Origin of the sequence: Streptomyces sp. 891-h (assembly GCF_022760275.1) — a bacterium.
Taxonomy (GTDB): domain Bacteria; phylum Actinomycetota; class Actinomycetes; order Streptomycetales; family Streptomycetaceae; genus Streptomyces; species Streptomyces spirodelae.
This window is the reverse complement of sequence record NZ_CP050693.1, coordinates 4,873,876-4,900,641: the sequence shown is the minus strand read 5'-3', so window position 1 is coordinate 4,900,641 and position 26,766 is coordinate 4,873,876. Positions and strand designations below refer to the sequence as shown.

Below are 26,766 nucleotides of genomic sequence, written 5' to 3'. Positions count from 1 at the left end.
CGAGCGGACCCGAGACGGCCGTACGCCGTTCACAGCCCCATGGACTTGGCGATGATGGAGCGCATGACCTCGCTGGTGCCGCCGTAGATGCGCGAGACGCGGGTGTCGGCGTACAGGTTGGCGATCGGGTACTCCAGCATGTAGCCGTAACCGCCGTGCAGCTGGAGGCACTTGTCGATGACCCGGGCCGCGGTCTCGGTGGTGAACAGCTTGACCGAGGCGGCGTCGGCGGGCGTCAGCTCACCAGCGTCCAGCGCCTCCAGGGCACGGTCGACGACGGCCTGCATCGCGTCCACGTCGGACTGGCAGTCGGCCAGTACGAACTTGGTGTTCTGGAAGGAGGCCACCTCCTTGCCGAAGACCGTCCGCTCCTTGACGTAGTTGTGCGCGAAGCGGACGGCCGCCGCGGACTGCGCGTAGGCGCCGATGGCGATGCCCAGCCGCTCCTGCGGCAGGTTGTGGGTGAGGTAGGAGAACGCCTTGCCCTCCTCGCCCAGCAGGTCCTCGACGGGCACCTTGACGTCGGTGAAGGACAGCTCGGCGGTGTCGGAGCTGCGCAGTCCGAGCTTCTCCAGCTTGCGGCCCACCGCGTAGCCCTCGCTGCCGGCGTCCACGACGAGGATGGAGATGCCGCCGCGCCGGTCCTCGGGGGTGGGCGGGGCTGTACGGGCGCAGACCAGGACGCGGTCGGCCTGGACGCCGCCGGTGATGAAGGTCTTGGCGCCGTTGAGGATGTAGTGCGTGCCGTCCTCGGACAGCTTGGCCGTGGTCTTCATACCGGCCAGGTCGGAGCCGGTGCCGGGCTCGGTCATGGCGATGGCGGTCATCATCTCGCCGGAGACGAAGGCGGGCAGCCAGCGCTTCTTCTGCTCCTCGTCGGCGTACTTGAGCAGGTACGGGAGGCAGAGGGCTGTGTGCACGCTGGAGCCGCCGAAGCTGACGCCCGCGCGGGCGCACTCCTCGGTGATCACGGCGTTGTACTTGAAGCTGGTCTCGCCGGCGCCGCCGTACTCCTCGGGGACCTCGATGCCGAAGACGCCCAGTTCGCCGAGCTTCTTGTAGAACTCCTTGGGCACATAGCCCTGCTCGGCCCACTGCGGGTAGTAGGGCACGACCTCCGCCGCGATGAAGTCGCGGATCGTCTGGCGGAACGCTTCGTGGTCCTCGTTGAACACCGTGCGGCGCACAGCACGCCTCCTCGTCGCCTTGACCATGGCTAAGCGCTTGCTCAGCCCAATGGAGTCAAAGCTACCGAGCGGTCACCTCCACTGTCCAGGGCGGTCGCTCACGCGACCACGCGATCACGCGATCACGCGGAAGGCTCGGCCCCCGGTGCGGGCGCGGGCTCCGGGTGCTCGGTGCGCTCTGCGGGCGCGGTGTACTCGGCGCGCTCTGCGGCGGACCGCGCCTCCCCCTCCCCCGCCTCCCCCGCGCGCTCGCGCGGAGCCGCGGCCGAGAAGGCGCCGCGGGCCAGCCGGTGCAGCAGCGCGGCCGTCGTCTCCCGGTCGGGCAGCGCCGAGGGGCCGCTCAGGTGCGGGGTCGAGTTCAGCAGCCCGAAGACGGTGTGCACCGAGACCCTGGCCTCCAGCTCGGTCAGGCCCGGATACACCGCGCGGACAGCGGCGACCCACAGCTCCACGTACTGCCGCTGGAGCTTGCGGACCTGCTTGCGGTCGGCCTCCCGCAGCCGGTCGAGCTCGCGGTCGTGGAGGGTGATCAGCTCCCGGTCGTCCAGCGCGAAGTCGATGTGCCCCTCGATCAGTGCGTCCAGCGCCGCCTGCGGCGCCAGACCCGCCGCCGCCGACTCCTCGGACCTGCGCCGGCCGCCCTCGTAGAGCCGCCGGCTGATCCCCACCAGCAGCTCGGCCAGCATCGCGTCCTTGCCCGCGAAATGGCGGTAGAGGCCCGGGCCGCTGATACCGACGGCGGCTCCTATCTCGTCGACGCCCACCCCGTGGAAACCGCGCTCGGCGAAGAGCCGCGCGGCCTCCCGCAGGATCTGCTCCCGTCGGCTGGGTGCGGCCGTGCCTGCCGTCTTCGTGCTCATGCTGACCATTCTAGACAGCCGCGTTAGTGAGCGTTAACCTGGATGCAGCGAGTTAACGATGGCTAACCGCCGGATGTGCGGTGGCGGTGCGGCTGTCGTGGTGGTGACGTGCGAGCAAGGGGGCTGGCCGGATGAACGAGCGAGCAGTGCGGGACGTGAGCGGGCACGGGCCCGCGGCGCCACGCCTGGTGAGCGCACTCGACCCGGGCTCCGAGGCGGCGGCGGAGAACCGCAGGGCCCACCGCGAGCTGGCCGGACAGCTCCGCGAGAAGCTGGCGCGGGCCCGGCTGGGCGGCGGTGCCAGGGCCCGCGAGCGGCACACGGCGCGCGGCAAGCTGCTGCCCCGCGAGCGGGTGGACGCCCTGCTCGATCCCGGCTCGCCCTTCCTGGAGCTCGCCCCGCTGGCGGCGGACGGGATGTACGGCGACGCGGCCCCGGCGGCTGGGGTGATCGCCGGCATCGGACGGGTCGCCGGACGCGAGGTGGTCATCGTCGCCAACGACGCCACGGTCAAGGGCGGCACCTACTACCCCATGACGGTCAAGAAGCACCTGCGGGCTCAGGAAGTGGCCCTGGAGAACCGGCTGCCGTGCCTCTATCTGGTCGACTCGGGCGGCGCCTTCCTGCCGATGCAGGACGAGGTCTTCCCCGACCGCGAGCACTTCGGCCGGATCTTCTACAACCAGGCCCGGATGTCCGCCGCCGGAGTCCCGCAGATCGCCGCCGTCCTCGGCTCCTGCACCGCAGGCGGCGCCTATGTCCCGGCGATGAGCGACGAAGCGGTGATCGTGCGCGAGCAGGGCACGATCTTCCTGGGCGGCCCGCCTCTGGTGAAGGCGGCCACCGGTGAAGTGGTCACCGCCGAGGAGCTCGGCGGCGGCGAGACCCACTCCCGGATCTCGGGTGTCACCGACCACCTGGCCGAGGACGACGCGCACGCGCTGCGCATCGTCCGCCACATCGTCGCCACCCTGCCCGCGCCTCCCGCCGCCTCTGCCCTGCCCTGGGCCGTACGCCCCGCGGAGGAGCCCGCCCTGGACCCGGCCGGGCTCTACGACGTGGTGCCCGTCGACTCCCGCACGCCCTATGACGTGCACGAGGTCATCGGCCGCCTGGTGGACGGCTCCCGCTTCCAGGAGTTCAAGCCGGAGTACGGCACCACGCTCGTCACCGGCTTCGCCCATGTCCACGGCCACCCCGTCGGCGTGGTGGCCAACAACGGCATCCTCTTCTCCGAATCCGCCCAGAAGGGCGCCCACTTCATCGAGCTGTGCGACCAGCGCGGCATCCCGCTGCTCTTCCTGCAGAACATCTCGGGCTTCATGGTCGGCAAGGACTACGAGGCGGGCGGCATCGCCAAGCACGGCGCCAAGATGGTCACCGCCGTGGCCTGCGCCCGGGTTCCGAAGCTGACGGTGGTGATCGGAGGCTCCTACGGCGCCGGCAACTATTCGATGTGCGGCCGGGCCTACAGCCCGCGCTTCCTGTGGATGTGGCCGAACGCCAAGATCTCCGTGATGGGCGGCGAGCAGGCCGCCTCGGTGCTCGCCACCGTGAAGCGGGACCAACTGGAGGCGCGCGGTGAGGAGTGGAGCGCCGAGGAGGAAGAGGAGTTCCGCGCCCCCGTCCGCGCGCAGTACGAAACCCAGGGCAACGCCTACTACGCCACCGCCCGGCTGTGGGACGACGGCGTGATCGACCCGTTGGAGACCCGGCAGGTGCTGGGGCTGGCGCTGACCGCCTGCGCCAACGCGCCGCTGCCGCACCGCGATCCGGAGGCGCCCCGCTTCGGCGTCTTCCGGATGTGAGGGGGCGGGACATGGCACAGCCGACCGACGGCAGGGAAGCCGGGAGCGACGGAGTCGCAAGGGCGAGGAGAGGACCGATGTTCGACACGGTGCTGGTGGCCAACCGGGGCGAGATCGCGGTGCGGGTGATCCGCACGCTGCGCAGGCTCGGAATCCGGTCCGTCGCGGTGCACAGCGACGCGGACGCCGAGGCGCGCCATGTACGGGAGGCGGACACCGCGGTCCGGATCGGCCCGGCGGCGGCCGTGCACAGCTATCTGAGCGTGGACCGGCTGCTGGAGGCCGCGGACCGCAGCGGCGCCCAGGCCGTACACCCCGGGTACGGATTCCTCGCGGAGAACGCCGAGTTCGCGCGGCGCTGCGAGGCCGCCGGGCTCGCCTTCATCGGGCCGCCCGCCGACGCCATCGAGCTGATGGGCGACAAGATCCGCGCCAAGGAGACGGTGCGCGAGGCGGACGTCCCGGTGGTGCCGGGCTCCTCGGGCAGCGGGCTGACCGACGCCGAACTGGCCGTCGCCGCTCGGGAGACCGGCCTCCCGGTGCTGCTCAAGCCGTCCGCGGGCGGCGGCGGCAAGGGCATGCGGCTGGTGCGCGACGAGGCGGCGCTGCCGGACGAGATCGCCGCGGCCCGCCGCGAGGCCCGGGGCGCATTCGGTGACGACGGACTGCTGGTGGAACGGTGGATCGACCGGCCGCGGCACATCGAGATCCAGGTGCTGGCGGACGGCCACGGCAACGTCCTCCATCTGGGAGAGCGCGAGTGCTCGCTCCAGCGCCGGCACCAGAAGATCATCGAGGAGGCGCCCAGCCCGCTGCTGGACGAGGCCACGCGCCAGGCGATGGGACAGGCGGCGGTGAACGCGGCACGCTCGTGCGGCTATCGGGGTGCGGGCACGGTGGAGTTCATCGTGCCGGGCGACGGCTCCGGGTCGTACTACTTCATGGAGATGAACACCCGGCTCCAGGTGGAGCACCCGGTCACCGAACTGATCACCGGGCTCGACCTGGTGGAGTGGCAGCTGCGCGTCGCGGCCGGGGAGCCGCTGCCCTTCGCACAGGGGGACATCGCGCTGGACGGCCATGCGGTGGAGGCCCGGATCTGCGCGGAGACCGCCCGCGTCACACAGGGCGCCGAGGACGGCCATGTCGACTTCCTGCCCTCGGCAGGCCGGGTGCTGCTGCTCCAGGAGCCGCAGGGCGAGGGCGTGCGCACCGACTCCGGCTTGAGCGAGGGCACGGAGGTGGGCACGACGTACGACCCGATGCTCGCCAAGGTCATCACCTGGGGGCCGGACCGGGCCGCCGCGCTGCGCGGACTGCGCGCCGCTCTGGCGCGTACGACGGTGCTGGGAGTGGACACCAACACGGCGTTCCTGCGCGCCCTCCTCGCCCACCCCCAGGTGGCCTCCGGAGACCTGGACACCGGCCTGGTGGACCGCGCCGCGGCCGGGCTGCTGCCCGAGGGCGTGCCGGACGAGGTGTACGGAGCTGCGGCCCTGCTGCGGCAGGCGGCACTCGCCCCGGACGCCGGCCCGGGACCGGACACCGGCACTGGAGGACCGGGCGCCGCCGCGGTGCCCGGCGTCGCCCCGGAAGCCGCCGCCGGTCGAGCGGCCGGGGCCGCCGCCTGGGTCAGCCCGTTCTCGGTGCCCTCCGGGTGGCGGCTCGGCGGACAGCGCGCCTGGACGGTGCACCATCTGCGGGTTCCGGGCCACGAACCGGTTGCGGTGCGGGTCCGCCCGGCAGCGCCGGACGGCAGGCGCCCCGAAGGGCCCCCGGCCGCAGGCGAGATGGAGGTCAGCGTCGACGGCGCCGCCCCGGTGCGCGCCCGGCTGGCGCCCGGCGCGAGGGCGGACGGCCCAACAGCGGACGCCCCGAAGGTACGGCTCGACTGGGACGGAATGAGCCGCACCTTCACCCGCGCCCTGGCAATGGACGGTGACACCCCGGGGGTGTGGCTGGGCAGGGACGGCGAGGCCTGGCAGGTGCGCGGTCACGACCCGGTGGCGGAAGCCCTCCGGCGGGCGGGCGGCGCCCATGGGGCCGACGCGCTGACGGCGCCCATGCCCGGCACGGTCACCGTGGTCAAGGCGGCCGTCGGCGACGAGGTGGCGGCCGGTCAGAGCCTGCTGGTGGTGGAGGCCATGAAGATGGAGCACGTCATCACGGCCCCGCACGCCGGCCGGGTGGCCGAGCTGGAGGTGACGGCGGGCAGCACCGTGGCGATGGACCAGGTGCTCGCGGTGGTGGACCCGTTCGAGGACGCCGAGAAGGCGGACGGGAAGGAGGCGCGGGATGACTGACGCGGCAACCCCCACGACACCGGGCGGCTCACCGGAGGGCAGGGCCGGCGGCTCACCGGCACAGCTGCCCATGGTCTTCCCCCTGGAGGGCCACGAGGGACTGCCCGGCCGGGTGCGGATCCACGAGGTGGGCCCGCGCGACGGTTTGCAGAACGAGCCGGCGACCGTCCCGGTCGAGGTCAAGGCGGAGTTCATCGAGCGGCTGGCGGCCGCGGGCCTGACCACCGTGGAGGCCACCAGCTTCGTCCACCCCAAGTGGGTGCCCCAGCTTGCCGACGCCGAGGAGCTGTATCCCCGCCTCGGCGGCCCCGCCCTGGAGGGCGTGCGGCTGCCGGTGCTGGTGCCCAACGCGCGCGGTCTGGAGCGGGCGCTGGCGCTGGGGGCGCGGGAGGTGGCGGTGTTCGCCAGCGCCACCGAGTCGTTCGCCAAGGCCAATCTCAACCGCACGGTGGACGAGGCCCTGGAGATGTTCGAACCCGTGGTGGCCCGCGCCAAGCGGGAGGGCCTTCGGGTGCGCGGCTATCTGTCGATGTGCTTCGGCGATCCCTGGGAGGGGCCCGTCCCCCTCGAACAGGTGGTCAGGGTGTGCCGGGCGCTGGCCGGAATGGGCTGCGACGAGCTGAGCCTGGGCGACACCATCGGCGTCGCCACCCCCGGCCATGTCCACGCGCTGCTCGCGGCCCTCCGTACGGCAGGGCTGCCCGGCTCGGGCGCCGGGGAGCCCGGCGCTGCCGGCTCCGGACCGCCGGCTGCCGGTCCCGTGCTCGCCGTGCACTTCCACGACACCTACGGCCAGGCCCTCTCCAACACCCTGGCGGCGCTGCAGAACGGCGTGGCCACCGTGGACGCCTCGGCGGGCGGGCTGGGCGGCTGCCCGTACGCCAAGAGCGCCACCGGAAACCTCGCCACCGAAGACCTGGTCTGGATGCTGAACGGCCTCGGCATCGAGACCGGCGTCGATCTGGCCCAGCTCACCGCCACCAGCCGCTGGATGGCCGAACGGCTGGGCCGGCCCAGCCCGTCCCGTACGGTCCGCGCCCTCGCCGGCACGGCCGCCCCCACCTCTTCCCAGGAGCAGTGACCATGGCACTCGACCACCGACTGAGCCCCGAGCACGAGGAGCTGCGCCGCACCGTCGAGGAATTCGCCCACGATGTGGTGGCGCCCAAGATCGGCGAGTTCTACGAGCAGCACGAGTTCCCGTACGAGATCGTCCGGCAGATGGGCTCCATGGGCCTGTTCGGCCTGCCGTTCCCCGAGGAGTACGGCGGCATGGGCGGCGACTATCTCGCGCTCTGCCTCGCCCTGGAGGAGCTGGCCCGGGTCGACTCCTCCGTGGCCATCACGCTGGAAGCGGGGGTGTCGCTGGGGGCGATGCCGCTCTACCTGTTCGGCACCGAGGAGCAGAAGCGCGAGTGGCTGCCGCGGCTGTGTGCGGGCGAGATCCTGGGCGCCTTCGGGCTGACCGAGCCGGAGTGCGGCTCGGACGCGGGCGGCACCCGCACCACAGCGGTGCTGGACGAGAAGAACGACGAATGGGTGATCAACGGCACCAAGTCCTTCATCACCAACTCCGGTACGGAGATAACGGGCCTGGTCACCGTGACAGCCGTCACCGGGCGCAAGGACAACGGGGCGCCCCGCATCTCCACGATCATCGTCCCCTCGGGCACCCCGGGCTTCACCGTCGCGCCGGCCTACTCCAAGGTGGGCTGGAACGCCTCGGACACCCATGAGTTGTCCTTCGCCGATGTCCGCGTCCCGCACGCCAATCTGCTGGGCGAGCCGGGCCGTGGCTATGCCCAGTTCCTGCGCATCCTCGACGAGGGCCGGATCGCCATCTCCGCGCTCGCCACCGGGCTGGCCCAGGGCTGTGTGGACGAGTCGGTGCGCTACGCCAACACCCGTACGGCCTTCGGCAAGCCCATCGGTGCCAACCAGGCGATCCAGTTCAAGATCGCGGACATGGAGATGCGGGCCCACACCTCGCGGCTGGCCTGGCGGGACGCGGCCGCACGGCTGATGGCGGGAGAGCCGTTCAAGAAGGAGGCGGCGCTGGCCAAGCTGTACTCCTCGGAGAGCGCCGTGACCAACGCCCGTGAGGCCACGCAGATCCATGGGGGCTACGGCTTCATGAACGAGTATCCGGTCGCCCGTATGTGGCGGGACTCGAAGATCCTGGAGATCGGCGAGGGCACCAGCGAGGTGCAGCGCATGCTGGTGGCCCGCGAGTTGGGGGTCGGCGAGTGAGGACACCGCGAGCGGCGGCGGCCGGACCGGGGGTGACCCCTGCGCTCTGAGGCTAAATAATCGGAGTATGGCGGAAATCCTCCAGCGGGCCGGGGCATGGACCTTCGACGGGGAGACCGTCAGGATCGTGCCCGGCACCGACCGTCAGGTGCACCAACTGCGCAAGGCCCTGGGAGAGGTCACCGTTCCTCTGGGTGCGGTGGCCGGAATCGCCTACGAGCCGGGCGGACGCAAGGGCGGCAGGCTCCGCCTGCGGCTGCGGGACGGCGCCGACCCGCTCTCCCAGGTGGCCAGCGGAAGGCTGCCGGACGCGGCCGACCCGTATCAACTGGCGGTGGAGAAGGACCGCACGGGGGTGGCCGAGTACTTCGTCGAGGAGGTGCGCAACGCCCTGCTGCTGGCGGAGGTGCCCGACACCCCGTGCGACCGCTATCTGCTGCCGGGGCCGCCCGTCCCGCTGACCGCCACCGGCACGGACGGCACCGCCGCCTTCGACGGGGAACACATCCAGTTGGAGTGGAACTGGATGGCCGAGCAGAGCAAGTCCTCGGCCGGTCCGCGCCGGTTGCTGCTCCAGGAGCTGGAGGGCGTGGAGTGGACCCCGGCGCTCGGCTGGGAGAACGGCAGCCTCCGCTTCCGTCCCAAGGGCACCTACCCGGCCCTCAAGCCGCAGCACGACCCGAACTGTCTGCTGCTGTGGGGCGTGCGGCAGACACGGGAGACGGGCGGCGCCGTGCTGCTGGCCGCCGCCGTGGTCGCCCGGCTGCCGCACCCGCTGGCAGGGCACGCGGCGGAGGGAGCCACCGGGGCGGGTGCGGGGGCCGGAGCGGCGGCACCCGAGTTGAGCGCCCCCACCCCGTTCCCGGCCGCGGCGGACCACGACGGACTGCTGCGGCGGCTGCGCGAGCTGGGTGAGCTGCACAGTGCCGGCGTGCTCACGGATGACGAGTTCGCCCTCGCCAAGAAGGCGATACTCGACCGTTTCTGACAGCCGGCCGGGCGAACGCGGGCCCCGCGCTCGTCCGGCCCGGCAGCAGTTCACCGCGGCCAGGGCACCTGCGGCGACCGGTAGTAGTTCACTCCCATCAGCTCCCAGCGCGGCGCCTGCTGGGCCAGCCGCTCCCGGTAGCCGTCCCAGTCGTGGGTGGCGGCGGGCGACCAGCCCACCTCGGCCACGCCGGGCAGCCGGGGAAAGGCCAGGTACTCGAGCTGGTCGCTGGTGGCGATGGTCTCCGACCACAGCGGGGCCTCCACGCCGAGTACGGCCCGCTCGGGCACCCCCTCCAGATATTGGCCCGGGTCCCAGTCGTAGGCGCGCCGGGTGGGCACGTAGCCGGCCCAGGACAGGCCGAGCGGGGTGTCCTTGTCGTACTTCATGTCCAGGTAGGCGCGGTCGGCCGGGGAGAGCACCAGCTTGGTGCCGCGCCGTGCGGCCTCGGCCACCTGGGCGCGCTCCTGGGGGCCGGTGCGGTCGTATCCCCAGTACTGGGCGACGGTTCCCCGGGCCGGGGCTGCGGTGATCTGGTGCCAGCCGATCGCCTTCTTGCCGTACTTGGCGACGAGGGGCTGTACGCGCCGCATGAAGGTGACGTAGTCCTCGTGGCTGGTGGAGTGCGCTTCGTCCCCGCCGATGTGGAGGTAGGGGCCGGGGGTGAGGGCCGCCAGTTCGCGGAGCACGTCGTCGACGAAGTCGTAGGTGCGCTCCAGCGGTACGCACAGTGAGCTGAACCCGACCTCGGTGCCGGTGTAGCGGGGCGGTGCGACGCCGTCGCAGTTGAGCTCGGCGTAGGAGGCCAGCGCCGCGTTGGTGTGGCCGGGCATGTCGATCTCGGGGACGACGGTGAGGTGGCGTGCCGCCGCGTAGCGGACGATCTCGCGGTAGTCGGCCTTGGTGTAGTGGCCGCCGGGTCCCCCGCCGACCTCGCTGCCGCCGCCGTAGGTGGCCAGCCGGGGCCAGGAGTCGATGGCGATGCGCCAGCCCTGGTCGTCGGAGAGGTGCAGATGGAGGGTGTTGATCTTGTAGAGGGCGAGCTGGTCGATGTAGCGCTTGACCGCGGGGACGGGGAAGAAGTGCCGGGAGACGTCCAGCATGGCGCCCCGGTAGGCGTAGCGCGGCGTATCGGTGATGGTGCCGCCCGTTATCCGCCAGGGGCCGGGCTGCTTGTCGGAGGCCTCGATCGTGGCGGGGAGGAGCTGCCGGAGGGTCTGTATTCCGTGGAAGAGTCCGGCGGGCTCGCGTGCGGTGAGCCTGACGGCCCGTGCGGTGACATCGAGCCGGTAGCCCTCGGGGCCCAGTCCGCGGTGGCCGCCGAGCCGCAGCTGGATGCCGTCGCGGCCGGGGCTGGTGGTGACGGGCAGCCGGTAGCCGGTGGCGGGTCGCAGCAGCTCGGCGAGGTGGTCGGCGACCTGGCGCACGTCTTTGCGGGCTCCTCGCCGCTGTCCGTGCCGGTGGTGGTCAGGGTCGCCGTGCACCCGGATCACTGTCCGGGGGGTGATCGTGTACGGCCGGCCCCGCTCGCGTACCGAGGCGGGTGCGGGTATCACCTGATCGAGTGGCCGCGGGGAACGGGTGGTGGCCGCGTCCTCCGCGCCGGTGCCGGTGGCGGTCACCGGTGCGGTGCGCGGCGAGGCGGTGGCGGGTGGCGAGGCGGTGGCGGCGAGCAGCGAGGCACACAGGACCAGTAACGGGCCGATTCGTCGTCCCATCAGCGCTCCCTCCGGGATCGCTCCGATCCCTTCGAACGAGTGTTCATGGAGGTCCGGGTCGCGCACTCTCAACGAAAGCCATGTTCAGGACACTTCGCCATAATGACCGCCTCGGACCGGGTCGGGAAGACCTCGGCCGGGAGTATCCGGGAGTATTTCTGTGCCGGTTCCGCCACACGGTGCCCGCTATCGGGCAGATTTCTTGCGATCGAGGCGCTGAGACCGCAGTATCAACGGGTGCTCGACACCACGACGCCGGTCCACGAGGACCTCATCGACCACCTGGTCCGCACCACGCCGCTCCAGCGCGGCGAGGCGGCCCGGGTGGTGCTGGACGTGCTGTCGTACTTCGATGAGACGGCCACCGAATTCGTCCGCCGCCGGCACCGCGAGCTCCAGGCCAAGGGCCTGACGAACCCGGAGATCTTCGAGCGTATCGAGGCCGAGCTGCCGCACCGCGCCGTGGCGCCGCCCCAGCTGTCCCTCAGACAGCTCCGCCGCATCGTCTACGGCTGACAGAGCGCAGACCGCGGACCGCAGAGCGCACCGGCATCGAGCGCCCGGCACCGAGCATCGAGCACCGAGCACCCAGAGGTCGGACTCCAGAGAAGTCGGACTCGGAAATCAGAAATCAGCACAGCACGACGGAGAGGCAGGGCATCAGCAGTATGTGCGGAATTGTCGGGTATATCGGTAAGCGTGACACCGCCCCGCTCCTGCTGGAGGGCCTCCAGCGGCTGGAGTACCGCGGCTACGACTCGGCGGGCATCGCCATCCAGGGCGGTACGGGCGGCAAGCCGGGCGGCCTGAAGACCGCCAAGACCAAGGGCCGGGTCCGCGACCTGGAGGAGCGTATCCCCAAGCGCTTCACCGGCACCGCCGGCATCGCCCACACCCGCTGGGCCACCCACGGCGTGCCCAACGACGTCAACGCGCACCCGCACCTGGACGCGGCCGAGAAGGTCGCCGTCGTCCACAACGGCATCATCGACAACGCCGCCGAGCTGCGCGCCAAGCTGACCGCCGACGGCATCACCTTCGTCTCCGACACCGACACCGAGGTGCTGACCCATCTGATCGCCGGTGCCCAGGCCGAGCGCCTGGAGGCCCGCGTCCAGGAGGCGCTGCGGCACGTCGAGGGCACCTACGGCATCGCCGTGCTGCACGCCGACTTCCCCGACCGCATCGTGGTGGCCCGCAACGGCTCGCCCGTGGTGCTGGGCATCGGCGAGAACGAGATGTTCGTCGCCTCGGACGTCGCCGCGCTGGTCTCGCACACCCGCCAGGTCGTCACCCTGGACGACGGCGAGATGGCCACCATCAAGGCCGGTGACTACCGCACCTACACCACCGAGGGCTCGCGCACCTCCTCCTCGCCGGAGACGGTGGAGTACGCCGCCGAGTCCTACGACCTGGGCGGCCACGACACCTATATGCACAAGGAGATCGCCGAGCAGGCCGACGCGGTGGACCGGGTGCTGGCCGGGCGCATCGACGACCGGTTCGCCACCGTCCACCTGGGCGGCCTCAACCTCGACCCGCGCGAGGCGCGCGCCGTGCGCCGGGTGAAGATCCTCGGCTGCGGCACCTCGTACCACGCGGGCCTGATCGGCGCCCAGATGATCGAGGAGCTGGCCCGCATCCCCGCCGACGCGGAGCCCGCCAGCGAGTTCCGGTACCGCAACGCGGTCGTCGACCCGGACACGCTCTACATCGCCGTCTCGCAGTCCGGTGAGACCTATGACGCGCTCGCCGCCGTCCAGGAGCTCAAGCGCAAGGGCGCCCGGGTGCTGGGCGTCATCAACGTCGTCGGCTCGGCCATCGCCCGCGAGGCGGACGGCGGGGTCTATGTGCACGCCGGGCCCGAGGTGTGCGTCGTCTCCACCAAGTGCTTCACCAACACGGTGGTCGCCTTCGGCCTGCTCGCGCTGCACCTGGGCCGCATCCGCGATCTGTCGGTCAAGGACGGCAAGCGGATCATCGAGGGGCTGCGCCGGCTGCCGGGCCAGATCGCCGAGATCCTCAAGCAGGAGCCGGAGATCGAGAAGCTTGCGAAGCAGTACGCGGACGCACGCTCGATGCTCTTCATCGGACGGGTACGCGGCTACCCCGTCGCGCTGGAAGCCTCCCTCAAGCTGAAGGAGGTCTCCTACATCCACGCGGAGGCGTACCCGGCCTCCGAGCTCAAGCACGGGCCGCTGGCGCTGATCGAGCCCGCGATGCCGACGGTCGCGATCGTGCCGGAGGACGACCTGCTGGAGAAGAACCGGGCCGCGATGGAGGAGATCAAGGCCCGCAGCGGCCGCATCCTGGCCGTCGCGCACCAGGAGCAGGAGAAGGCCGACCACACCATCGTCGTGCCGAAGAACGAGGACGAGCTGGACCCGATCCTGATGGGCATCCCGCTCCAGCTGCTGGCCTACCACACGGCACTCGCCCTGGGCCGGGACATCGACAAGCCCCGCAACCTGGCCAAGTCGGTCACGGTGGAGTAAGAGGGAGCCACAGCGCCGCAAGGCGCGAGGATGGGCGGAATCCCACGCGGGCCACCAACCGCGCGGGATTCCGCCTCCCCTGTACCGGCGTCGCCCATTACGCCGGCGGGTGGGCTGCCGTGCGGGACCGTCACCTCCCGTTCAGCAGCGCGCCCTCGGGTCCTGTCCACCCGTCGTGTTGTCTGTATGCCCCTCACAAGCGCACAACCCACCTCTTACGGGTGGGTAGATTTGTCGATGTGCGGAAGCTGAATTCCCCGCAGCCGTAAGGGCCTTGCCCGGCGGAACCCGCCCGGCCCGCCCGACGGGCACCTGCGGGCTCAGGTGGCTGCCCTATGGAACGACGATCACCGGACGCTGGGCGCGCCGGGCCAGCCGGCCGGCCACCGAGCCGAAGATCCGGCCCACCAGTCCGTGCGTGGAGCCGACCACGATGGCGTCGGCCGCGTACTCGCTGCCGACCTCTTCCAGCTCGTGGCAGATGTCCCCGCCCCGCTCCACCAGGATCCAGGGCACTTCGGCGAGATGGTCGGCGCAGGCCAGTTCGAGCCCGAGCACCTCGGTGCGGTGGTCGGGGACGTCGACGAAGACCGGCGGCTCGCATCCGGCCCATACGGTGGTCGGCAGCCGGTTGGCGACATGGACGATGATCAGGCCGGAGCCGGAGCGGTGGGCCATGCCGATGGCGTAGGCCAGGGCGCGCTCGCTGGAGACGGAGCCGTCGAAGCCGACGACGACGCCGTGCTGGAAGGCCGGATCGCAGGAGTGGCGCGTCTCGTCCGCCGCTTCGGGGATCGCCGTCGAGTCGGCGACCTGCCTGCGGTCTGCTGGGTCAGGGATCTCGTGTCCTGCCATGACTTGTCTCGGCGAAGTGAGTCCTCTGTGCAGAGGGATGTCGGACGGCTTGCGCTCTCTGTGATCGGCTCGGTCGAAAACTGCTGGATGCCTGCACGGCCTGCTCGATGAAGACCGGGAATCGTCTTCCCAAGTCCCTTACCCACAGGGTACGGCCGCACTCCCCTCTTGCCCAGGTAATGCGTGGCGGCCGCCCGAGGCGGTTGACCCCGGAGCATGCCTGAGCGCGGGCCACAGCGCAATGCCGCGTTACGCCCCTTACGCGCCTCCTTGACAGGCGCGGAGGGCGGCCCCTGGCCCGGAAGAACCGCTGAACAGGCCGCGTCGACGGCCCGTGCACGCCTCGTACGCCCCTCGCACACCCCTCGTACCACTCCGGTCACACACGGTGGGAACGGTTCAGCGTGGCGGCCGGTGACCTGGGCGGTGACAGGGGGCGCGTCGGAGTCGTCCGGTCCTGATCGTTGCGATGGCGCGAGACGATCGCTCGGGGCGCACACCGGCACACACCAGCGCGCACAGAGTCACAAAAAGTCACGCACTGTTTCCGGCCGCGTACGCCGGGCGCACCTCAGACGCCCCATACACCCCATGGACCTCCGGAGCCCCGGACGTGGGCCGGGCCGGTGACTGGATCGCACGTCTGACCCCCCGCGAATTTCAGCCAACTTGCCGCCCCGCCACAACCCTTGCCCCGCCCAGCACCAACCCCCCTGCCACCAGGGGCGAAAGGAGCGGCGCGCGGGTGTGCACCCTACGTTGATGGGGCAGAGAGGGCATGCGTACTTCCCTGTAGCGCCGTTGAGTGAAACGCTTCGTGATCGAATGCTTCACGCCAAGTTGCCATGTCGACATAGCGCCGGATGCCGAACTTGCACCGCCCACCTCATCCGACGCAGTAGATTCGATCTTGGCTTTCGCTGCGGGGGAGAGCGGGGGAGATCTGCATGGACCGAGAGGAACACAACGATTGAGGGGGGCTTAGTTCCAATGAGCCAGGACTCCACGAACGGCCCAGTCGAGACCCGCAAGCTGGCCGCGCGCCGCCGGCGCGAGATCGTGGCGGTGTTGCTCTTCAGCGGTGGTCCCATCTTCGAGAGTTCCATCCCGCTCTCCGTCTTCGGAATCGACCGCCAGGACGCCGGAGTTCCGCGCTACAGGCTGCTGGTCTGCGCGGGCGAGGACGGGCCACTGCGCACCACAGGCGGGCTCCAGTTGAGCGCGCCGTTCGGGCTGGAGGCGATCTCACGCGCGGGCACCGTCGTGGTGCCCGCCTGGCGCTCCATCACCCAGCCACCACCACCGGCCGCACTGGACGCGCTGCGCCGCGCGCACGAGGAGGGAGCCCGGGTCATCGGGCTGTGCACCGGCGCCTTCGTCCTCGCGGCCGCCGGGCTGCTCGACGGCCGCCCGGCCACCACGCACTGGATGTACGCCCCGACGCTGGCCAAGCGGTATCCGGCCGTCCACGTCGATCCGCGCGAGCTGTTCGTGGACGACGGGGACATTCTCACCTCGGCGGGCACGGCAGCGGGCATAGACCTGTGCCTGCACGTCGTACGTACCGACCACGGGGCCGAGGCGGCCGGGGCGCTCGCGCGCCGGCTGGTCGTACCGCCCCGCCGCGGGAACGGCCAGGAGTCCGGCGGCCACCCCCGTCACCTGGACCGCTCCTTACCAGAGGAGATCGGCGCCGACCCGCTGGCCGAGGTCGTCGCCTGGGCGCTGGAACACCTCCACGAGCAGTTCGACGTGGAGACGCTCGCCGCGCGCGCGTACATGAGCCGCCGCACCTTCGACCGGCGCTTCCGGTCTCTTACTGGGAGCGCTCCACTGCAGTGGCTGATCACCCAGCGCGTGCTCCAGGCGCAGCGTCTGCTGGAGACGTCGGACTACTCCGTGGACGAGGTGGCGGGCCGCTGCGGCTTCCGCTCGCCCGTCGCGCTGCGCGGCCACTTCCGCCGCCAGCTCGGTGCCTCCCCGGCCGCCTACCGGGCCGCGTACCGGGCGCGCCGGCCGGATGGGGAGCAGGGGCACGAGGGCGCGGGCGCAGCGGGCGGAGCCGGGGGCGGAGCGCCGGGCTCCGGTGGCCAGGCGCACGGCCCGGGTCCTGGCGGTCCGGGCGCGGGCGCGGAGAACTCGCTACGGCTGCCGCACCAGTCCCACCAGCCCCAGCAGGGCCACTCGGGACACCCTGGCCATCCGGGTCACCCCGGCCATTCCGGCCAGTCCGGCCCGGCCGGGCACCCCGGGCACGCGTCGGGCGGCCATCCGGGGCCTGCCGGGCACCCGGGAGCCGGCCACGAGCCGGGGGCGGCGAACGGGCCGTCGGCGTACGGCACCAGGCAGGAGACCCGTCATGAGCCGAGGGAGCACAGGAACGCGCAGCAGAACCGCTCCGAACGCCCTGAACAGGGCAAACCGGAGTCGGACACGTTCGCCCCGCGGGTGCCGGGGCAGCGTGGCCGGGGAGCGGGCTGAGCGGGTCCGTCACGTAGTGTGAGGCGCATGAACGATCGCATGGTGTGGATCGACTGCGAGATGACCGGCCTCTCGCTGTCCGATGACGCGCTCATCGAGGTGGCCGCGCTGGTGACCGACTCGGAGCTGAACGTACTCGGCGACGGCGTGGACATCGTGATCCGCCCGCCCGCACACGCCCTGGAGGCGATGCCGGAGGTGGTGCGCGAGATGCACACCGCCTCCGGCCTGCTGGAGGAACTGGACGCGGGCACCACGCTGGCCGACGCCGAGGCCCGCGTCCTGGCGTACGTCCGCGAGTGGGTCCCGGAGGCGGGCAAGGCTCCGCTGTGCGGCAACTCCATCAGCACCGACCGCGGCTTCCTCGCCCGGGACATGCCCGCGCTCGACGGCCACCTGCACTACCGCATCGTGGACGTCTCCTCGGTCAAGGAGCTGGCCCGGCGCTGGTATCCGCGCGCCTACTACAACAGCCCGGAGAAGATGGGCAACCACCGGGCGCTGGCCGACATCCGCGAGTCCATCGCCGAGCTGCGCTACTACCGCGAGGCGGTGTTCGTGCCCCAGCCGGGCCCAGACTCGGAGACGGCCAAGAAGATCGCTGCCCGACATGTGCTGCCTCCGGCCGACTGAGCCTCCGGCTGACCGGGCCCGGCCGACCGGGCTTCCGGCCGGCTGCTGAGCCTCCGGCCGGCCGAGCAGCGCAGGGACCGGGGCGGGTGAGGGGCCGCACCGGAAACCTGGGCGCGAGCACCGCGCCCGACCCTGTACACTCGTAGCGGCCGGTCAGGGAAGATCTTCTCTTCCCCGCCGGACATGGTGGTCGTAGCTCAGTTGGTAGAGCACCTGGTTGTGGTCCAGGATGTCGCGGGTTCAAGTCCCGTCGATCACCCTTACTCGGAGGCCCTGTGGCCGGCGGAAACGCGGACCACAGGGCCTCCGTGACGTATGCACGGTCGGGCGGGGGTTGTTCTTGTGGTCTTGGTCATCGTCTTCGGCGTCGCCCTGCTTGTCGCCGTGCTGCTGTCCGGACTGGCGGCCCGGTCGGTGCTGTCCACCTCGCTGCTGTTCCTCGCGGGCGGCGCGCTGGTCGGGGACGGTGTGCTCGGACTCATCCACGTCGCGCCCGGGAGCGAGATCGTCCGGGTGACGGCCGATCTGGCCCTGTTCGCGGTGCTGTTCACGGACGGCATGCACGTCCGCTTCGCCGAGCTGCGCGAGCGGTGGAAGAGCCCGGCGCGTGCGCTCGGCCTCGGCATGCCGCTGGCCTTCCTCGGTATCGCGCTGCTCACCCACTATCTCGTCGGCTTCGACTGGACGACCTCCTTCCTGGTCGGCGCGGTGCTCTCGCCCACCGACCCGGTGTTCGCCTCCGCCATCGTCGGCCGCCAGCAGGTGCCCGCGCGGCTGCGCCAGCTGCTCAACGTGGAGAGCGGCGTCAACGACGGCCTGGCGCTGCCCTTCGTGCTCATCTTCATCGCGGCTGCGGCCCCGAGCGGGCACAGCGAGCACGCCTCGCTGGGCAGCATCGCCCTGGAGCTGGTGCTCGGCGTGGCCTTCGGCATCGCGGCACCGCTGCTCGTCAACGGCCTGACGCGCTTCCGGCTGCTGGGCGCAGAGCCCAAGCTCCAGCCGCTGGGGCCGCTGGCCATCGGCGTCATCCTGTACGCGGTCTGCTCGCTGACCCACGCCAACGCCTACCTGGCCGCGTTCAGCGCCGGTGCCGTCCTGGCGGCGGTCTCGCCCGAGGCCAAGCACGCGTTCGAGCCGTTGGGCGACTCGCTGGCCGAACTGGCCAAGTTCGTCGCCCTGCTGATCTTCGGAGCACTGCTGACCGGCGAGCTGTTCAGCGACCTGTCCTTCGGCGGGTACGTGGTCGCCGTACTGGCGATCGTCCTGATCCGCCCGGCCTCGCTGCTGCTCTCGCTCATCGGCACCTCCTTCGACCGGCGGGAGAAGCTGACGGCCGCCTGGTTCGGGCCCAAGGGCTTCGCCTCTGTGGTCTACGGGCTGCTGGTGCTCCAGGCCGGAATCCCGCGCGGCGAGGAGGCGTTCACCCTCATCGCCGTCACCATCGCCTTCTCGATCATCGCCCACAGCAGCTCGGACGTCCCCATCGCCCGCCTCTTCGACGTCGAGGAGCTCGTAGGAATCCCCGACGACAAACGCGGCCCCCACTGGCCGTTCGGCACGGGCGCCCGGAAGAACCCGCCCAAGGAACCAGCGAAGTCCGCACCACGCACGGACAACGACGGCCAGACCCCCGACGCGTAGCGTCCGGACGGCAAGCGCCCGGACGCGGACCAGCAGAACGCAGCAGCGGAGGCGGGGTGCGGGATCGGCCTGGGACCTGTCCGGCGAATCTTTTGCTGGGTAGGGGCTGCCCCTGAGTGTCCGCCGCAGGCTGCGGCAGCGTCGTGGCCTGGGGGCACCTCCCGGCCGGAGTCCCCCAGCCTCCGGCCGGGAGGTGCCCCCAGGGGAGCGCAGTTCCCCGCGCCCCTCCGGGGCGCAGCTCCCTGGCGGGGATCGCGGTGGCGGGGGTGGAAAACACTGCGTTCCCGGACTCCCTGGGGAGGCGGGAACGCAGTGCTGACGGGCAGGCAGAGCGGGTCTGCCACGGGAGAATGTTCGGGTCAGTCGAGGATCATCGGCCCGAAGTAGAAGAAGTACGAGCCGCTGATGATGTGGTCGTCGTCGGAGACCTTGACCTTCTTCACCGACTCGTACACCGAGTTGCCGTGGTGCCCCTTCGGCCAGGCGGCGGCCGAGCCCACGCCCGCGCCGGCCAGGCCCAGGACCGCGAAGCCAACGGCGACGGAGCGCGCGAGCATACGCATGCGCATGTGAACCTCCAAGGGTTGGTTGGACGAGACACCACGATGGAGGGTGAAGTGTCACTTTTTGGTACAACACGACAACGCCGCCCGTAATGAACCCGGACGGCGCACCCACCCTCGTAATCGAACTAATATTCGGTACGTGAGTGAGTGGCGCGACCGTGCGGGCCCGTGGGCGCGGGCCCGGATGCCGGACGGACAGGAGCTGGACGTGATCGTCACCGGCCGCTCCCGTACGGCCGACGGCCACTGGTGGTACGAGTGCGAGGCGATCCTGCCCAGCCGCTACGAGCACCCCGACGGGCGCGCCGAGCCCAAGAGCGCGCCGACCGCGATCAGCGTCGCCGCCGAGAACATCACCCCGATCCCCGGCGAGAACTACCAGGCGGTGCCCACGGCCGGGGCCGTGGCGGGCCGCCAGTGGCTGGCCGTCCGGGTGCGGGGCGTCGGCGAGACGGGGCCGTGGTGGTGCGTACACCGCCGGGACTGCTGGCAGGCCAGGGACGGCTGGCTCACCCGGCGCATCACCTCCCGCGAGGCGGTGGAACTGCTGGCGCGGACGGCCGAGGCGCGGGTGTGCGACGTCTGCCGCCCGGACCGGGTGCTGGGCCGGCCCGGGCGCTGAACCCGCGGAGCTGCGGAGCTGCGGAGCTGCGGAGCTGCGGAGCTGCGGAGCTGCGGAGCTGCGGAGCTGCGGAGCTGCGGACAGCCTCGCCCCGCCCGGGTCGACGCCTGGTGTCTCAGCCGAGGCTGACGCCGTGCGCGGCGAGGTAGCGGACCGGGTCGATGTCCGAGCCGTAAGAGCGACCGGTCCGCACCTCGAAGTGCAGGTGCGGGCCCGAGGAGCGGCCCGTGTTGCCGGAGAGGCCGAGCCAGGTGCCGCCGCCGACCGTCGCGCCGTCCCCGACGTAGATCTCCGACAGATGGGCGAAGAGGGCGTACTTGCCGTCGACCATCCGCACCGTCACCGCCTTGCCGTAGGCGCCGGCCCACCCCGCGGAGACGACCGTCCCCGGTCCGACGGACCGCACCGGGGTGCCCACGGGCACGGCCAGGTCGACACCGGTGTGGTAGCCGGCCGCCCAGCTGCCCTTGGCGCCGTACGGCTGCGAGATCCGTACCTGCGACGCGACCACCGGTGTGACCCAGCGGCTCGCCGCCCCGACCCCCGCTCCCTGCCCGGCTTCGGAGGAGGAGGGCGGGGAGGGCGGGGAGGGCGGGGACGAGGGTGAGGGCGAAGGTGGGGACGAGGGCGTGGGCGAAGACGGTGAAGAGGGCTGGGACGAGGGCTGGGGTGGCTCCGGGGCCGGGGGTGAGGACGCGGCAGGAGCGAGAGGCGTTGCCGCGGGCTCCGGGGTGGGCGTCGCGCGCGCCGTCGAGGGGTCGGACGCGGGTGGCAGTGACGCCGCCGGAGGGCCGGGCGCGGGCGTCACCGGGGCCGCCGAGGACGCGGTGGTGTCCGGTTCCGGCGTGGCGAGAGCCGCAGCGGGGGCGAGCAGCAACGCGCCTGTCAGGGTGAGGCCGAGCAGGCGGCGGACACGGCGTCCCAGTGCCTTGCCCGTTCGTGCCGTCGTACCCGTCCCTGCCGTGCCTGTCGGTGTGCCGGTTCCGGTGCGCGCCATGCCTGTGATCCAACGGCCGGTGCGGGCCGGGCGCACCCGGAGCAGGGCTCACGGGGTGACGTGATCCCTCGTCAGGAGGAGCCGCGCCGCACCAGCTCGGTGGGGAGTACGCGGTGCCGGGCGTCTCCCTCTCCCGGCGCCGGCCCGGTACCGCCCGGGGTCCACTTGCCCAGCAGCTCCAGCAGCACCCTGGCCATCTCCCGTCCCATCGCGGCGATCGGCTGGCGGACGGTGGTCAGCGGCGGGTCCATATGGCGGGCCACGACCGAGTCGTCGAAGCCGACCAGCGCCACATCGTCCGGCACCGAGCGGCCCGCCTCGCGCAGCGCTCGCCGGGCGCCGGCCGCCATCACGTCCGAGGCGCAGAAGACGGCGTCGAGTCCGGGGGCGCGGTCCAGCAGCTCCCGCATCGCGCGGTCCCCGCCCTCCTCGGTGAAGTCGCCGCACGCCATCAGTTCCGCGTCCTGGGGCAGGCCCGCCTCGCGCAGCGCCTGACGGTAGCCGTCGGCGCGGCAGCGTGCCGCGTACACGTCCGCAGGGCCGGTGACCGTGGCGATCGTGGTGCGCCCGCGCCCCAGCAGATGGGTGACGGCCGACCGGGCGCCGCCGGTGTTGTCGCAGTCGACGTACGGAACCGGTTCGGACGCGCTGCGGCGGCCGCCCAGTACGGCGGGTATCTCGGCGCGGGCCAGCAGGTCCGGCAGGGTGTGGTCTTCGTGTACGGAAACCAGCAGCACGCCGTCGATGCGGTGGGCCGCCGCGTACTGCGCGAAGCGGTCCCGTTCCTTGCCGCCGTGCAGCAGCGTGAGGAGCAACTGCATGTCGGCTCCGGCGAGTTCGGCGCTGATGCCCCGCACGATGGCGGGGAAGTAGGGCTCGGTGAAGAACCGGGACTCCGGTTCGGGCACCACCAGTGCGACGGTGTCGGCGCTGCCGGCCGCGAGCGCACGGGCGACCCGGTTGGGGACGTAGCCCAGTTCGGCGACGGCTTCCTCGACGGCGGCGCGCGTGCGGTCGCTGACCCTGGGCGAGCCGTTGATGACGCGGGAGACGGTGCCGCGGCCCACCCCGGCTCGGCGCGCCACTTCCTCCAGGGTCGGCCTGGACTGTGCGGTTCCGCGGGGCCGTCCGCCGCGCACTGCTGCCATGGTGCCCTCCCCGTGCTGCGAGCCCCGGCCCCGTGGGGCCCGGGCGAGGAGAACATTCAACTACAACGGCCCCGGCAGCAGGAGGGGCAGGAGCCGAGGCGGCGCGGGAGCCGGGGCCGGTTTGCCGAGGCGGGCCGGTTGCCGAGGCGATGCGGGAGGAGGCGGGGCGCGACGGCGGTGTGGGGGGTGATGGTGCCGTCGCGCCCCGCCGGTGGGGGGTGGCCGGAGGTGGCTGGTGTGGCCGGCCGGTGGCCGGCAGCGGCCGGCGCGGTCAGGTCAGCCGGTGAAGGCCCTGCTGAACTCGTCGGGGCTCTGCTCGATGCTGGAGCAGGTCGGGTCCGCCTGGTCCTTGGGGCCGCCGGGGCAGGGCTTGTCGCGGGTACCGGACCACATGGACAGCCAGCCCAGGCCGTGCTCGTCCGCGAAGGCCCGCAGCTCCTTGGCGTCCTCGGGTCGGAAGACCTCGACGTTGACGTCGTTGACGCCGATCATCGGGGTGACGGCCAGCGCCTTCCAGGCGGCGTCGTCATCGAGGCCGAGGGCTGTCGCGACCTGCTTGTGGGACGCGGTGGCGGCCTTGGTGGCGTACTCGCCCATGTCTCCGTCGTAGGAGGGGCCGTAGTCCATCGCCATGATGTTGACGGCCGAGACCTCGACCCCGTTCTCCTTGGCGTTCTTCAGCAGGGCGACGCCGGGTTCGGTGAGGCCCTCGGGCATCACCGGCAGGGTGTAGGAGACGTCCAGGTCCTGATGGCTCTTCTGGAGCGAGGCGATGGCCTTGGCGCGCCGCTCGTTGGCCTCGGTGTCGGGCAGCGCCGCGCCCTCGATGTCCAGGTCGATCTTCTTGAGGTCGAAGGCGTCGACGACCTTCCCGTACGCCTTGGCCAGCTCCTCCGCCGAGTCGCAGGCCAGTGCGAGCTCGGAGCCGTTGGCGCCGCCGAAGGAGACCCGTACGTCACCGCCCTTGGCCCGCAGCTCGGGTATCTGCCCGGCGACCGGGTTGTCCGTCAGCTCCTGGCTGCCGCCCCACTTGGGCACGCAGCCGCCGCCGCTGGTGACGAAGGCGAGGTTGTACTCCTTGACTCCGGTCCTCTCGGCGCTCTTCAGCAGGTCGTAGGAGGGCTGGAGCGAGGTGTCGACATACGGCGCGAAGGGGGTGCCCGCGGAATCGGCCGGCTGCTCCTCGCCCGCCGTCGCGTTGCCGGCGAGCAGGAAGCCGCCGCCGGCCGCGAGCGCCATGGTGACGGCGCCCAGGGCCGTCCTGGTGGCGCGGCCGGCACGGCGGCGGTGGCCCGCTGAGTTCGTCATCTCGTTGCTGCCTCGTCCTGTGGGGGATGGGAACGAGCAGCACGGTACTGACGGTGAATCGGGCAAACGCCGTGTTGCGGACTTCTGCCGTCGGCCTTAGGGAGCTCTTAAGGAAGCCGAAAGGGCCTCCTCAGGAGACGGCCCCGGACTCCGGCCGCGCGGCGGACGCGGCCCTTCAGCCGTGCTGTTGCTCCATTCGCCGCACAGCCCGGCCACTCCGTGGAGTGAGGGAGCGGCGCTGGTCGGAAAGTCACAACGACCCAGCCCGGACCCCTGTGCCTGGATGGTGGCAAGTTGTCTGTCTCCTGGAGGAAGAACACCATGCTCCGTTACGTGACCACGGCGGCCTGCGCCGCCGCCCTCGCCCTGGGTGGCGCCTCCGCCGCCGTCGCCGACTCCGGTGCCCAGGGTGGCGCCGCCAAGTCGCCGGGTGTGCTCAGCGGCAACGTCGTTCAGGTGCCCATCCACATTCCGATCCAGGTGTGTGGCAACACCGTCAACATCATCGGCCTGCTGAACCCGGCCATCGGCAACACCTGCGTGGCCAAGTAAGCGGCGGCACGCCCCGCGACGCCGCCGGGTCCGGCCCGTCCCACGGTCCGGACCCGGCGGCGTTCCCTGTGCCGCCCGACGGCCGGCGAGGTGCCGCTCAGCGGCGCACCCAGCGGCGGGCCCGGCGGCGCAGACGGTGGTTGCGGCGACGCCCGCCCGTCGGCCGCAGCGCGAGCCACATCCGCACCTCCGTACCGCCCAGCACCGAGCGCCCCAGCCGTACGTCGCCGCCGGTGGACTCCGCGACCCGGCGCACGATGTCCAGACCCAGCCCCGTCGAGCCGGGGCCGCCCGCGCCGTGGCCGCGCCGCAGCGCCGCCTGCGGGTCCTCGATGCCGGGGCCCGCGTCGGAGACCAGCACGATGACGGCGTCGCTGCCGGGGCCGCCGCTGTGCAGGTCGACGGAGAAGGCGGTGCCCTCCGGTGTGTGCCGGAAGACATTGCCGAGCAACGCGTCGACGGCGGCGGCGAGTTCGGCCCTGGCGACCGGCACCCGGGCCGACTGCTCGACCCCGGCGACCCGCGCCTCGCGCCCCTCGTCCTCGGCCAGCGCCGACCAGAAGGCCATCCGTTCGCGGATCACCTCGGCGGCGTCGGAGACGGCCGAGTGCGCTGCGCCCGGCGACTGGGCGCGCTGCTCGCGGGCCGCGCCGATGATGCGGTCCACCTCGCCCTCCAGCTGGGCGACGGCGGCCCGCGTCTGGTCGGCCGCGTCGCCCTCGCCCAGCGAGGCCGCGTTCAGCCGCAGCACGGTCAGCGGGGTGCGCAGCCGGTGCGAGAGGTCGGCGGCCAGCTCCCGTTCGTTGGCCAGCAGTTGGACGACCTGGTCGGCCATGGAGTTGAAGGCGACGGCCGCCGACCGCAGCTCCGTGGGCCCCTCCTCGGGCACCCGGACGTCCAGTTCGCCCTCGCCCAGGTCGTGCGCGGCCCCGGCGAGCCGTTCGGCGGGCCGTACCATCCGGGTGCCGAGCCGGTCGGCGACCGCGACCGAGCCGACGACCAGCGCGACCCCGACACCGGCGAGCACCATCCAGGAGGTGGCCACCCCGCGGGTGACCTCCTTGTCGGGTACGAAGACCTCGACGACCGCCACCTTGCCGCCCGCCACCGCGGTGGGCCGCAGCAGCGCGTATCCGCCCTCGACCTCCACGGTCGAGGCCCGCCCGAGGCGTCGCGCCGCGGCCACCCGGTCCTGTGGCGCAAGACTGTGCCCGACCCGCAGCTCGCCGCCGGAGCCGGAGTCGGAGCCGCCGGACTCGGCGGATCGGCCGGACTCGGCTGTCCTGCCGGACTCGGCGGTCACGCCGGAGGGCAGGTGTACGGCGATGCGGTCCTGGGCGCCCGCCTGGGTGACGGCGACGACGCGCTGGAGCTCGCGGTGGTCGCGGGTGATGGCCAACGCGGGGCCGATGGCGGAGGCCTGCCGCTCGGCGCCCGCGAAGGCGCGGTCGCGTGCGGTCTCCTTGACGACCAGTGCCAGCGGTACCGCGAAGGCCACCACGACCATCACCGTCACCGCGAGGCAGACCTTCACCAGCGCCCACCTCACGCGGGCCCGCCTCGCACGCCGGGGCCTCTCACGCCGGGGCCTCTCACGCCGGGCCGCCGCTCATCGTGGCCCGCCCTCCTCCTGGGGCGGTTCCAGCTTGACGCCGACCCCGCGCAGGGTGTGCAGATAGCGGGGCCGGGCGGCCGTCTCCCCCAACTTCCGGCGCAGCCATGACAAATGCACGTCGATGGTCTGGTCGTCCCCGTAGGAGAGCTGCCACACCTCGGCCAGCAGCTCCCTGCGCGGGACGACGACGCCCGGCCGGCTCGCCAGAAAGGCCAGCAGGTCGAACTCCCTGCGGGTGAGGTCGAGCGCCACTCCGTCCAGCCGGGCCACCCGGCGCAGCGGGTCGACCACCAGGCCGCCGACCCGCAGGACGCCGTCCCCGGCGCTCTCCCCACCGCCTCCGAACTCCCCTGTGCGCGTACGGCGCAGCACGGCAGCCATCCGCGCCGACAGGTGCGCCACCGAGAACGGCTTGACCAGGTAGTCGTCCGCGCCGGCGTGCAACAGCCGGACGATCTCGGCCTCGTCGTCCCGCGCGGTGGCGATGATCACAGGGACGTCCGTGACCCCGCGCAGCATCTTCAGCGCCTCGGCGCCGTCCAGATCCGGCAGTCCCAGGTCCAGCACGACCACGTCGAATCCGACCTGCGCCACCTCGCGCAGGGCCTCCAGCGCCGTACCCACACTGCGGACCGTGTGGCCGGCCTCTGTCAGGTGCCGGATGAGAGCGGAGCGCACGAACTGGTCGTCCTCGACCACGAGCACACTTGGCATGGGCGGAACCGTACGACATTCCAAC

22 protein-coding genes and 1 tRNA gene are annotated in these 26,766 nt (G+C 72.1%); 13 read left to right on the top strand and 10 right to left on the bottom strand.

Features of this window, described 5'->3' with window-relative positions; genetic code table 11:
- Nucleotides 1–29: 29 nt before the first annotated feature.
- Nucleotides 30–1,187, bottom strand: a complete 1,158-nt coding sequence (locus HC362_RS21500; RefSeq protein ID WP_243085632.1) for an acyl-CoA dehydrogenase family protein — start codon at nucleotides 1,185–1,187, stop codon at nucleotides 30–32.
- A gap of 122 nt (nucleotides 1,188–1,309) precedes the next feature.
- Nucleotides 1,310–2,056 (bottom strand): TetR/AcrR family transcriptional regulator, encoded by a 747-nt coding sequence (locus HC362_RS21495; RefSeq protein WP_243085631.1) that lies wholly within the window; start codon nucleotides 2,054–2,056, stop codon nucleotides 1,310–1,312.
- Between the two features lie 122 nt (nucleotides 2,057–2,178).
- On the opposite strand from HC362_RS21495, the gene HC362_RS21490 reads away from it, so the two are divergent.
- The 5 genes from HC362_RS21490 (at nucleotide 2,179) to HC362_RS21470 (ending at nucleotide 9,396) form a co-directional block, all read left to right on the top strand.
- Nucleotides 2,179–3,855: a carboxyl transferase domain-containing protein gene (locus HC362_RS21490; protein WP_243085630.1), complete on the top strand. Its 1,677-nt coding sequence runs from the start codon at nucleotides 2,179–2,181 to the stop codon at nucleotides 3,853–3,855.
- 77 nt (nucleotides 3,856–3,932) lie between these two features.
- Nucleotides 3,933–6,158: a biotin carboxylase N-terminal domain-containing protein gene (locus tag HC362_RS21485; protein WP_243085629.1), complete on the top strand. Its 2,226-nt coding sequence runs from the start codon at nucleotides 3,933–3,935 to the stop codon at nucleotides 6,156–6,158.
- Between the two features lie 70 nt (nucleotides 6,159–6,228).
- Nucleotides 6,229–7,239: a hydroxymethylglutaryl-CoA lyase gene (locus tag HC362_RS21480; RefSeq protein WP_243088749.1), complete on the top strand. Its 1,011-nt coding sequence runs from the start codon at nucleotides 6,229–6,231 to the stop codon at nucleotides 7,237–7,239.
- 2 nt (nucleotides 7,240–7,241) lie between these two features.
- Entirely contained in the window at nucleotides 7,242–8,408 is a 1,167-nt protein-coding gene (locus HC362_RS21475) for an acyl-CoA dehydrogenase family protein (protein ID WP_243085628.1), read from the top strand.
- A 67-nt stretch (nucleotides 8,409–8,475) separates the two neighbouring features.
- Nucleotides 8,476–9,396, top strand: coding sequence for a DUF4429 domain-containing protein (locus HC362_RS21470; RefSeq protein ID WP_243085627.1), 921 nt, complete (start codon nucleotides 8,476–8,478; stop codon nucleotides 9,394–9,396).
- Between the two features lie 50 nt (nucleotides 9,397–9,446).
- Here the strand turns inward: HC362_RS21470 and HC362_RS21465 are convergent, their stop codons facing one another.
- Nucleotides 9,447–11,114 carry a beta-N-acetylhexosaminidase gene (locus HC362_RS21465; RefSeq protein ID WP_243085626.1) on the bottom strand — a complete coding sequence of 556 codons (1,668 nt, stop codon included), beginning with the start codon at nucleotides 11,112–11,114 and terminating at the stop codon, nucleotides 9,447–9,449.
- Between the two features lie 237 nt (nucleotides 11,115–11,351).
- Between HC362_RS21465 and HC362_RS21460 the strand changes: the two genes are divergently transcribed.
- Nucleotides 11,352–11,630 (top strand): hypothetical protein, encoded by a 279-nt coding sequence (locus HC362_RS21460; protein ID WP_243085625.1) that lies wholly within the window; start codon nucleotides 11,352–11,354, stop codon nucleotides 11,628–11,630.
- A 152-nt stretch (nucleotides 11,631–11,782) separates the two neighbouring features.
- Entirely contained in the window at nucleotides 11,783–13,609 is a 1,827-nt protein-coding gene (gene glmS, locus HC362_RS21455; RefSeq protein ID WP_243085624.1) for a glutamine--fructose-6-phosphate transaminase (isomerizing), read from the top strand.
- 333 nt (nucleotides 13,610–13,942) lie between these two features.
- On the opposite strand, the gene HC362_RS21450 is transcribed toward glmS, so the two are convergent.
- Nucleotides 13,943–14,464 (bottom strand): universal stress protein, encoded by a 522-nt coding sequence (locus tag HC362_RS21450; RefSeq protein ID WP_209212707.1) that lies wholly within the window; start codon nucleotides 14,462–14,464, stop codon nucleotides 13,943–13,945.
- A 990-nt stretch (nucleotides 14,465–15,454) separates the two neighbouring features.
- On the opposite strand from HC362_RS21450, the gene HC362_RS21445 reads away from it, so the two are divergent.
- The 4 genes from HC362_RS21445 to HC362_RS21430 all read left to right on the top strand — a co-directional run bounded on the left by HC362_RS21445 (nucleotide 15,455) and on the right by HC362_RS21430 (nucleotide 19,219).
- Nucleotides 15,455–16,945 (top strand): helix-turn-helix domain-containing protein, encoded by a 1,491-nt coding sequence (locus HC362_RS21445; protein ID WP_243085623.1) that lies wholly within the window; start codon nucleotides 15,455–15,457, stop codon nucleotides 16,943–16,945.
- A 27-nt stretch (nucleotides 16,946–16,972) separates the two neighbouring features.
- Nucleotides 16,973–17,578: an oligoribonuclease gene (gene orn, locus HC362_RS21440; protein WP_243085622.1), complete on the top strand. Its 606-nt coding sequence runs from the start codon at nucleotides 16,973–16,975 to the stop codon at nucleotides 17,576–17,578.
- Nucleotides 17,579–17,764: 186 nt separating this feature from the next.
- Nucleotides 17,765–17,837, top strand: a tRNA-His gene (locus tag HC362_RS21435).
- Nucleotides 17,838–17,920: 83 nt separating this feature from the next.
- Complete coding sequence (locus tag HC362_RS21430; protein ID WP_243085621.1) at nucleotides 17,921–19,219, top strand: cation:proton antiporter; 1,299 nt, start codon at nucleotides 17,921–17,923, stop codon at nucleotides 19,217–19,219.
- A gap of 359 nt (nucleotides 19,220–19,578) precedes the next feature.
- Here HC362_RS21430 and HC362_RS21425 read toward each other — a convergent pair whose 3' ends face one another.
- Nucleotides 19,579–19,788 (bottom strand): hypothetical protein, encoded by a 210-nt coding sequence (locus tag HC362_RS21425; protein ID WP_243085620.1) that lies wholly within the window; start codon nucleotides 19,786–19,788, stop codon nucleotides 19,579–19,581.
- A 136-nt stretch (nucleotides 19,789–19,924) separates the two neighbouring features.
- On the opposite strand from HC362_RS21425, the gene HC362_RS21420 reads away from it, so the two are divergent.
- Nucleotides 19,925–20,407, top strand: coding sequence for a DUF6233 domain-containing protein (locus tag HC362_RS21420; protein WP_243085619.1), 483 nt, complete (start codon nucleotides 19,925–19,927; stop codon nucleotides 20,405–20,407).
- Between the two features lie 115 nt (nucleotides 20,408–20,522).
- Here HC362_RS21420 and HC362_RS21415 read toward each other — a convergent pair whose 3' ends face one another.
- From HC362_RS21415 to HC362_RS21405, 3 genes are all read right to left on the bottom strand, one after another.
- Nucleotides 20,523–20,918: a M23 family metallopeptidase gene (locus HC362_RS21415; protein WP_279240130.1), complete on the bottom strand. Its 396-nt coding sequence runs from the start codon at nucleotides 20,916–20,918 to the stop codon at nucleotides 20,523–20,525.
- 557 nt (nucleotides 20,919–21,475) lie between these two features.
- Nucleotides 21,476–22,552 carry a LacI family DNA-binding transcriptional regulator gene (locus HC362_RS21410; protein ID WP_243085618.1) on the bottom strand — a complete coding sequence of 359 codons (1,077 nt, stop codon included), beginning with the start codon at nucleotides 22,550–22,552 and terminating at the stop codon, nucleotides 21,476–21,478.
- A 276-nt stretch (nucleotides 22,553–22,828) separates the two neighbouring features.
- Nucleotides 22,829–23,860, bottom strand: coding sequence for a chitinase (locus HC362_RS21405; RefSeq protein ID WP_347568461.1), 1,032 nt, complete (start codon nucleotides 23,858–23,860; stop codon nucleotides 22,829–22,831).
- A 321-nt stretch (nucleotides 23,861–24,181) separates the two neighbouring features.
- Here HC362_RS21405 and HC362_RS21400 point away from each other — a divergent pair, with 321 nt between their 5' ends.
- Nucleotides 24,182–24,412: a chaplin gene (locus tag HC362_RS21400; RefSeq protein WP_243085617.1), complete on the top strand. Its 231-nt coding sequence runs from the start codon at nucleotides 24,182–24,184 to the stop codon at nucleotides 24,410–24,412.
- 97 nt (nucleotides 24,413–24,509) lie between these two features.
- Here the strand turns inward: HC362_RS21400 and HC362_RS21395 are convergent, their stop codons facing one another.
- Both HC362_RS21395 and HC362_RS21390 read right to left on the bottom strand, forming a co-directional pair.
- Complete coding sequence (locus HC362_RS21395) at nucleotides 24,510–25,961, bottom strand: HAMP domain-containing sensor histidine kinase (RefSeq protein ID WP_243085616.1); 1,452 nt, start codon at nucleotides 25,959–25,961, stop codon at nucleotides 24,510–24,512.
- A gap of 60 nt (nucleotides 25,962–26,021) precedes the next feature.
- A complete protein-coding gene (locus HC362_RS21390; RefSeq protein ID WP_243085615.1) occupies nucleotides 26,022–26,741 on the bottom strand; it encodes a response regulator transcription factor in 720 nt (239 codons plus the stop codon).
- Nucleotides 26,742–26,766 lie beyond the last annotated feature (25 nt).

Excerpts from the sequence above, each read along its gene's own strand:
- HC362_RS21495 (WP_243085631.1), bottom strand. The coding sequence starts at position 2,056 with ATGGTCAGCATGAGCACGAAGACGGCAGGCACGGCCGCACCCAGCCGA.
- HC362_RS21490 (WP_243085630.1), top strand. The coding sequence starts at position 2,179 with ATGAACGAGCGAGCAGTGCGGGACGTGAGCGGGCACGGGCCCGCGGCG.
- HC362_RS21485 (WP_243085629.1), top strand. The coding sequence starts at position 3,933 with ATGTTCGACACGGTGCTGGTGGCCAACCGGGGCGAGATCGCGGTGCGG.
- HC362_RS21480 (WP_243088749.1), top strand. The coding sequence starts at position 6,229 with ATGGTCTTCCCCCTGGAGGGCCACGAGGGACTGCCCGGCCGGGTGCGG.
- HC362_RS21475 (WP_243085628.1), top strand. The coding sequence starts at position 7,242 with ATGGCACTCGACCACCGACTGAGCCCCGAGCACGAGGAGCTGCGCCGC.
- HC362_RS21470 (WP_243085627.1), top strand. The coding sequence starts at position 8,476 with ATGGCGGAAATCCTCCAGCGGGCCGGGGCATGGACCTTCGACGGGGAG.
- HC362_RS21465 (WP_243085626.1), bottom strand. The coding sequence starts at position 11,114 with ATGGGACGACGAATCGGCCCGTTACTGGTCCTGTGTGCCTCGCTGCTC.
- glmS (WP_243085624.1), top strand. The coding sequence starts at position 11,783 with ATGTGCGGAATTGTCGGGTATATCGGTAAGCGTGACACCGCCCCGCTC.
- HC362_RS21450 (WP_209212707.1), bottom strand. The coding sequence starts at position 14,464 with ATGGCAGGACACGAGATCCCTGACCCAGCAGACCGCAGGCAGGTCGCC.
- HC362_RS21445 (WP_243085623.1), top strand. The coding sequence starts at position 15,455 with ATGAGCCAGGACTCCACGAACGGCCCAGTCGAGACCCGCAAGCTGGCC.
- orn (WP_243085622.1), top strand. The coding sequence starts at position 16,973 with ATGAACGATCGCATGGTGTGGATCGACTGCGAGATGACCGGCCTCTCG.
- HC362_RS21425 (WP_243085620.1), bottom strand. The coding sequence starts at position 19,788 with ATGCGCATGCGTATGCTCGCGCGCTCCGTCGCCGTTGGCTTCGCGGTC.
- HC362_RS21410 (WP_243085618.1), bottom strand. The coding sequence starts at position 22,552 with ATGGCAGCAGTGCGCGGCGGACGGCCCCGCGGAACCGCACAGTCCAGG.
- HC362_RS21405 (WP_347568461.1), bottom strand. The coding sequence starts at position 23,860 with ATGACGAACTCAGCGGGCCACCGCCGCCGTGCCGGCCGCGCCACCAGG.
- HC362_RS21400 (WP_243085617.1), top strand. The coding sequence starts at position 24,182 with ATGCTCCGTTACGTGACCACGGCGGCCTGCGCCGCCGCCCTCGCCCTG.
- HC362_RS21390 (WP_243085615.1), bottom strand. The coding sequence starts at position 26,741 with ATGCCAAGTGTGCTCGTGGTCGAGGACGACCAGTTCGTGCGCTCCGCT.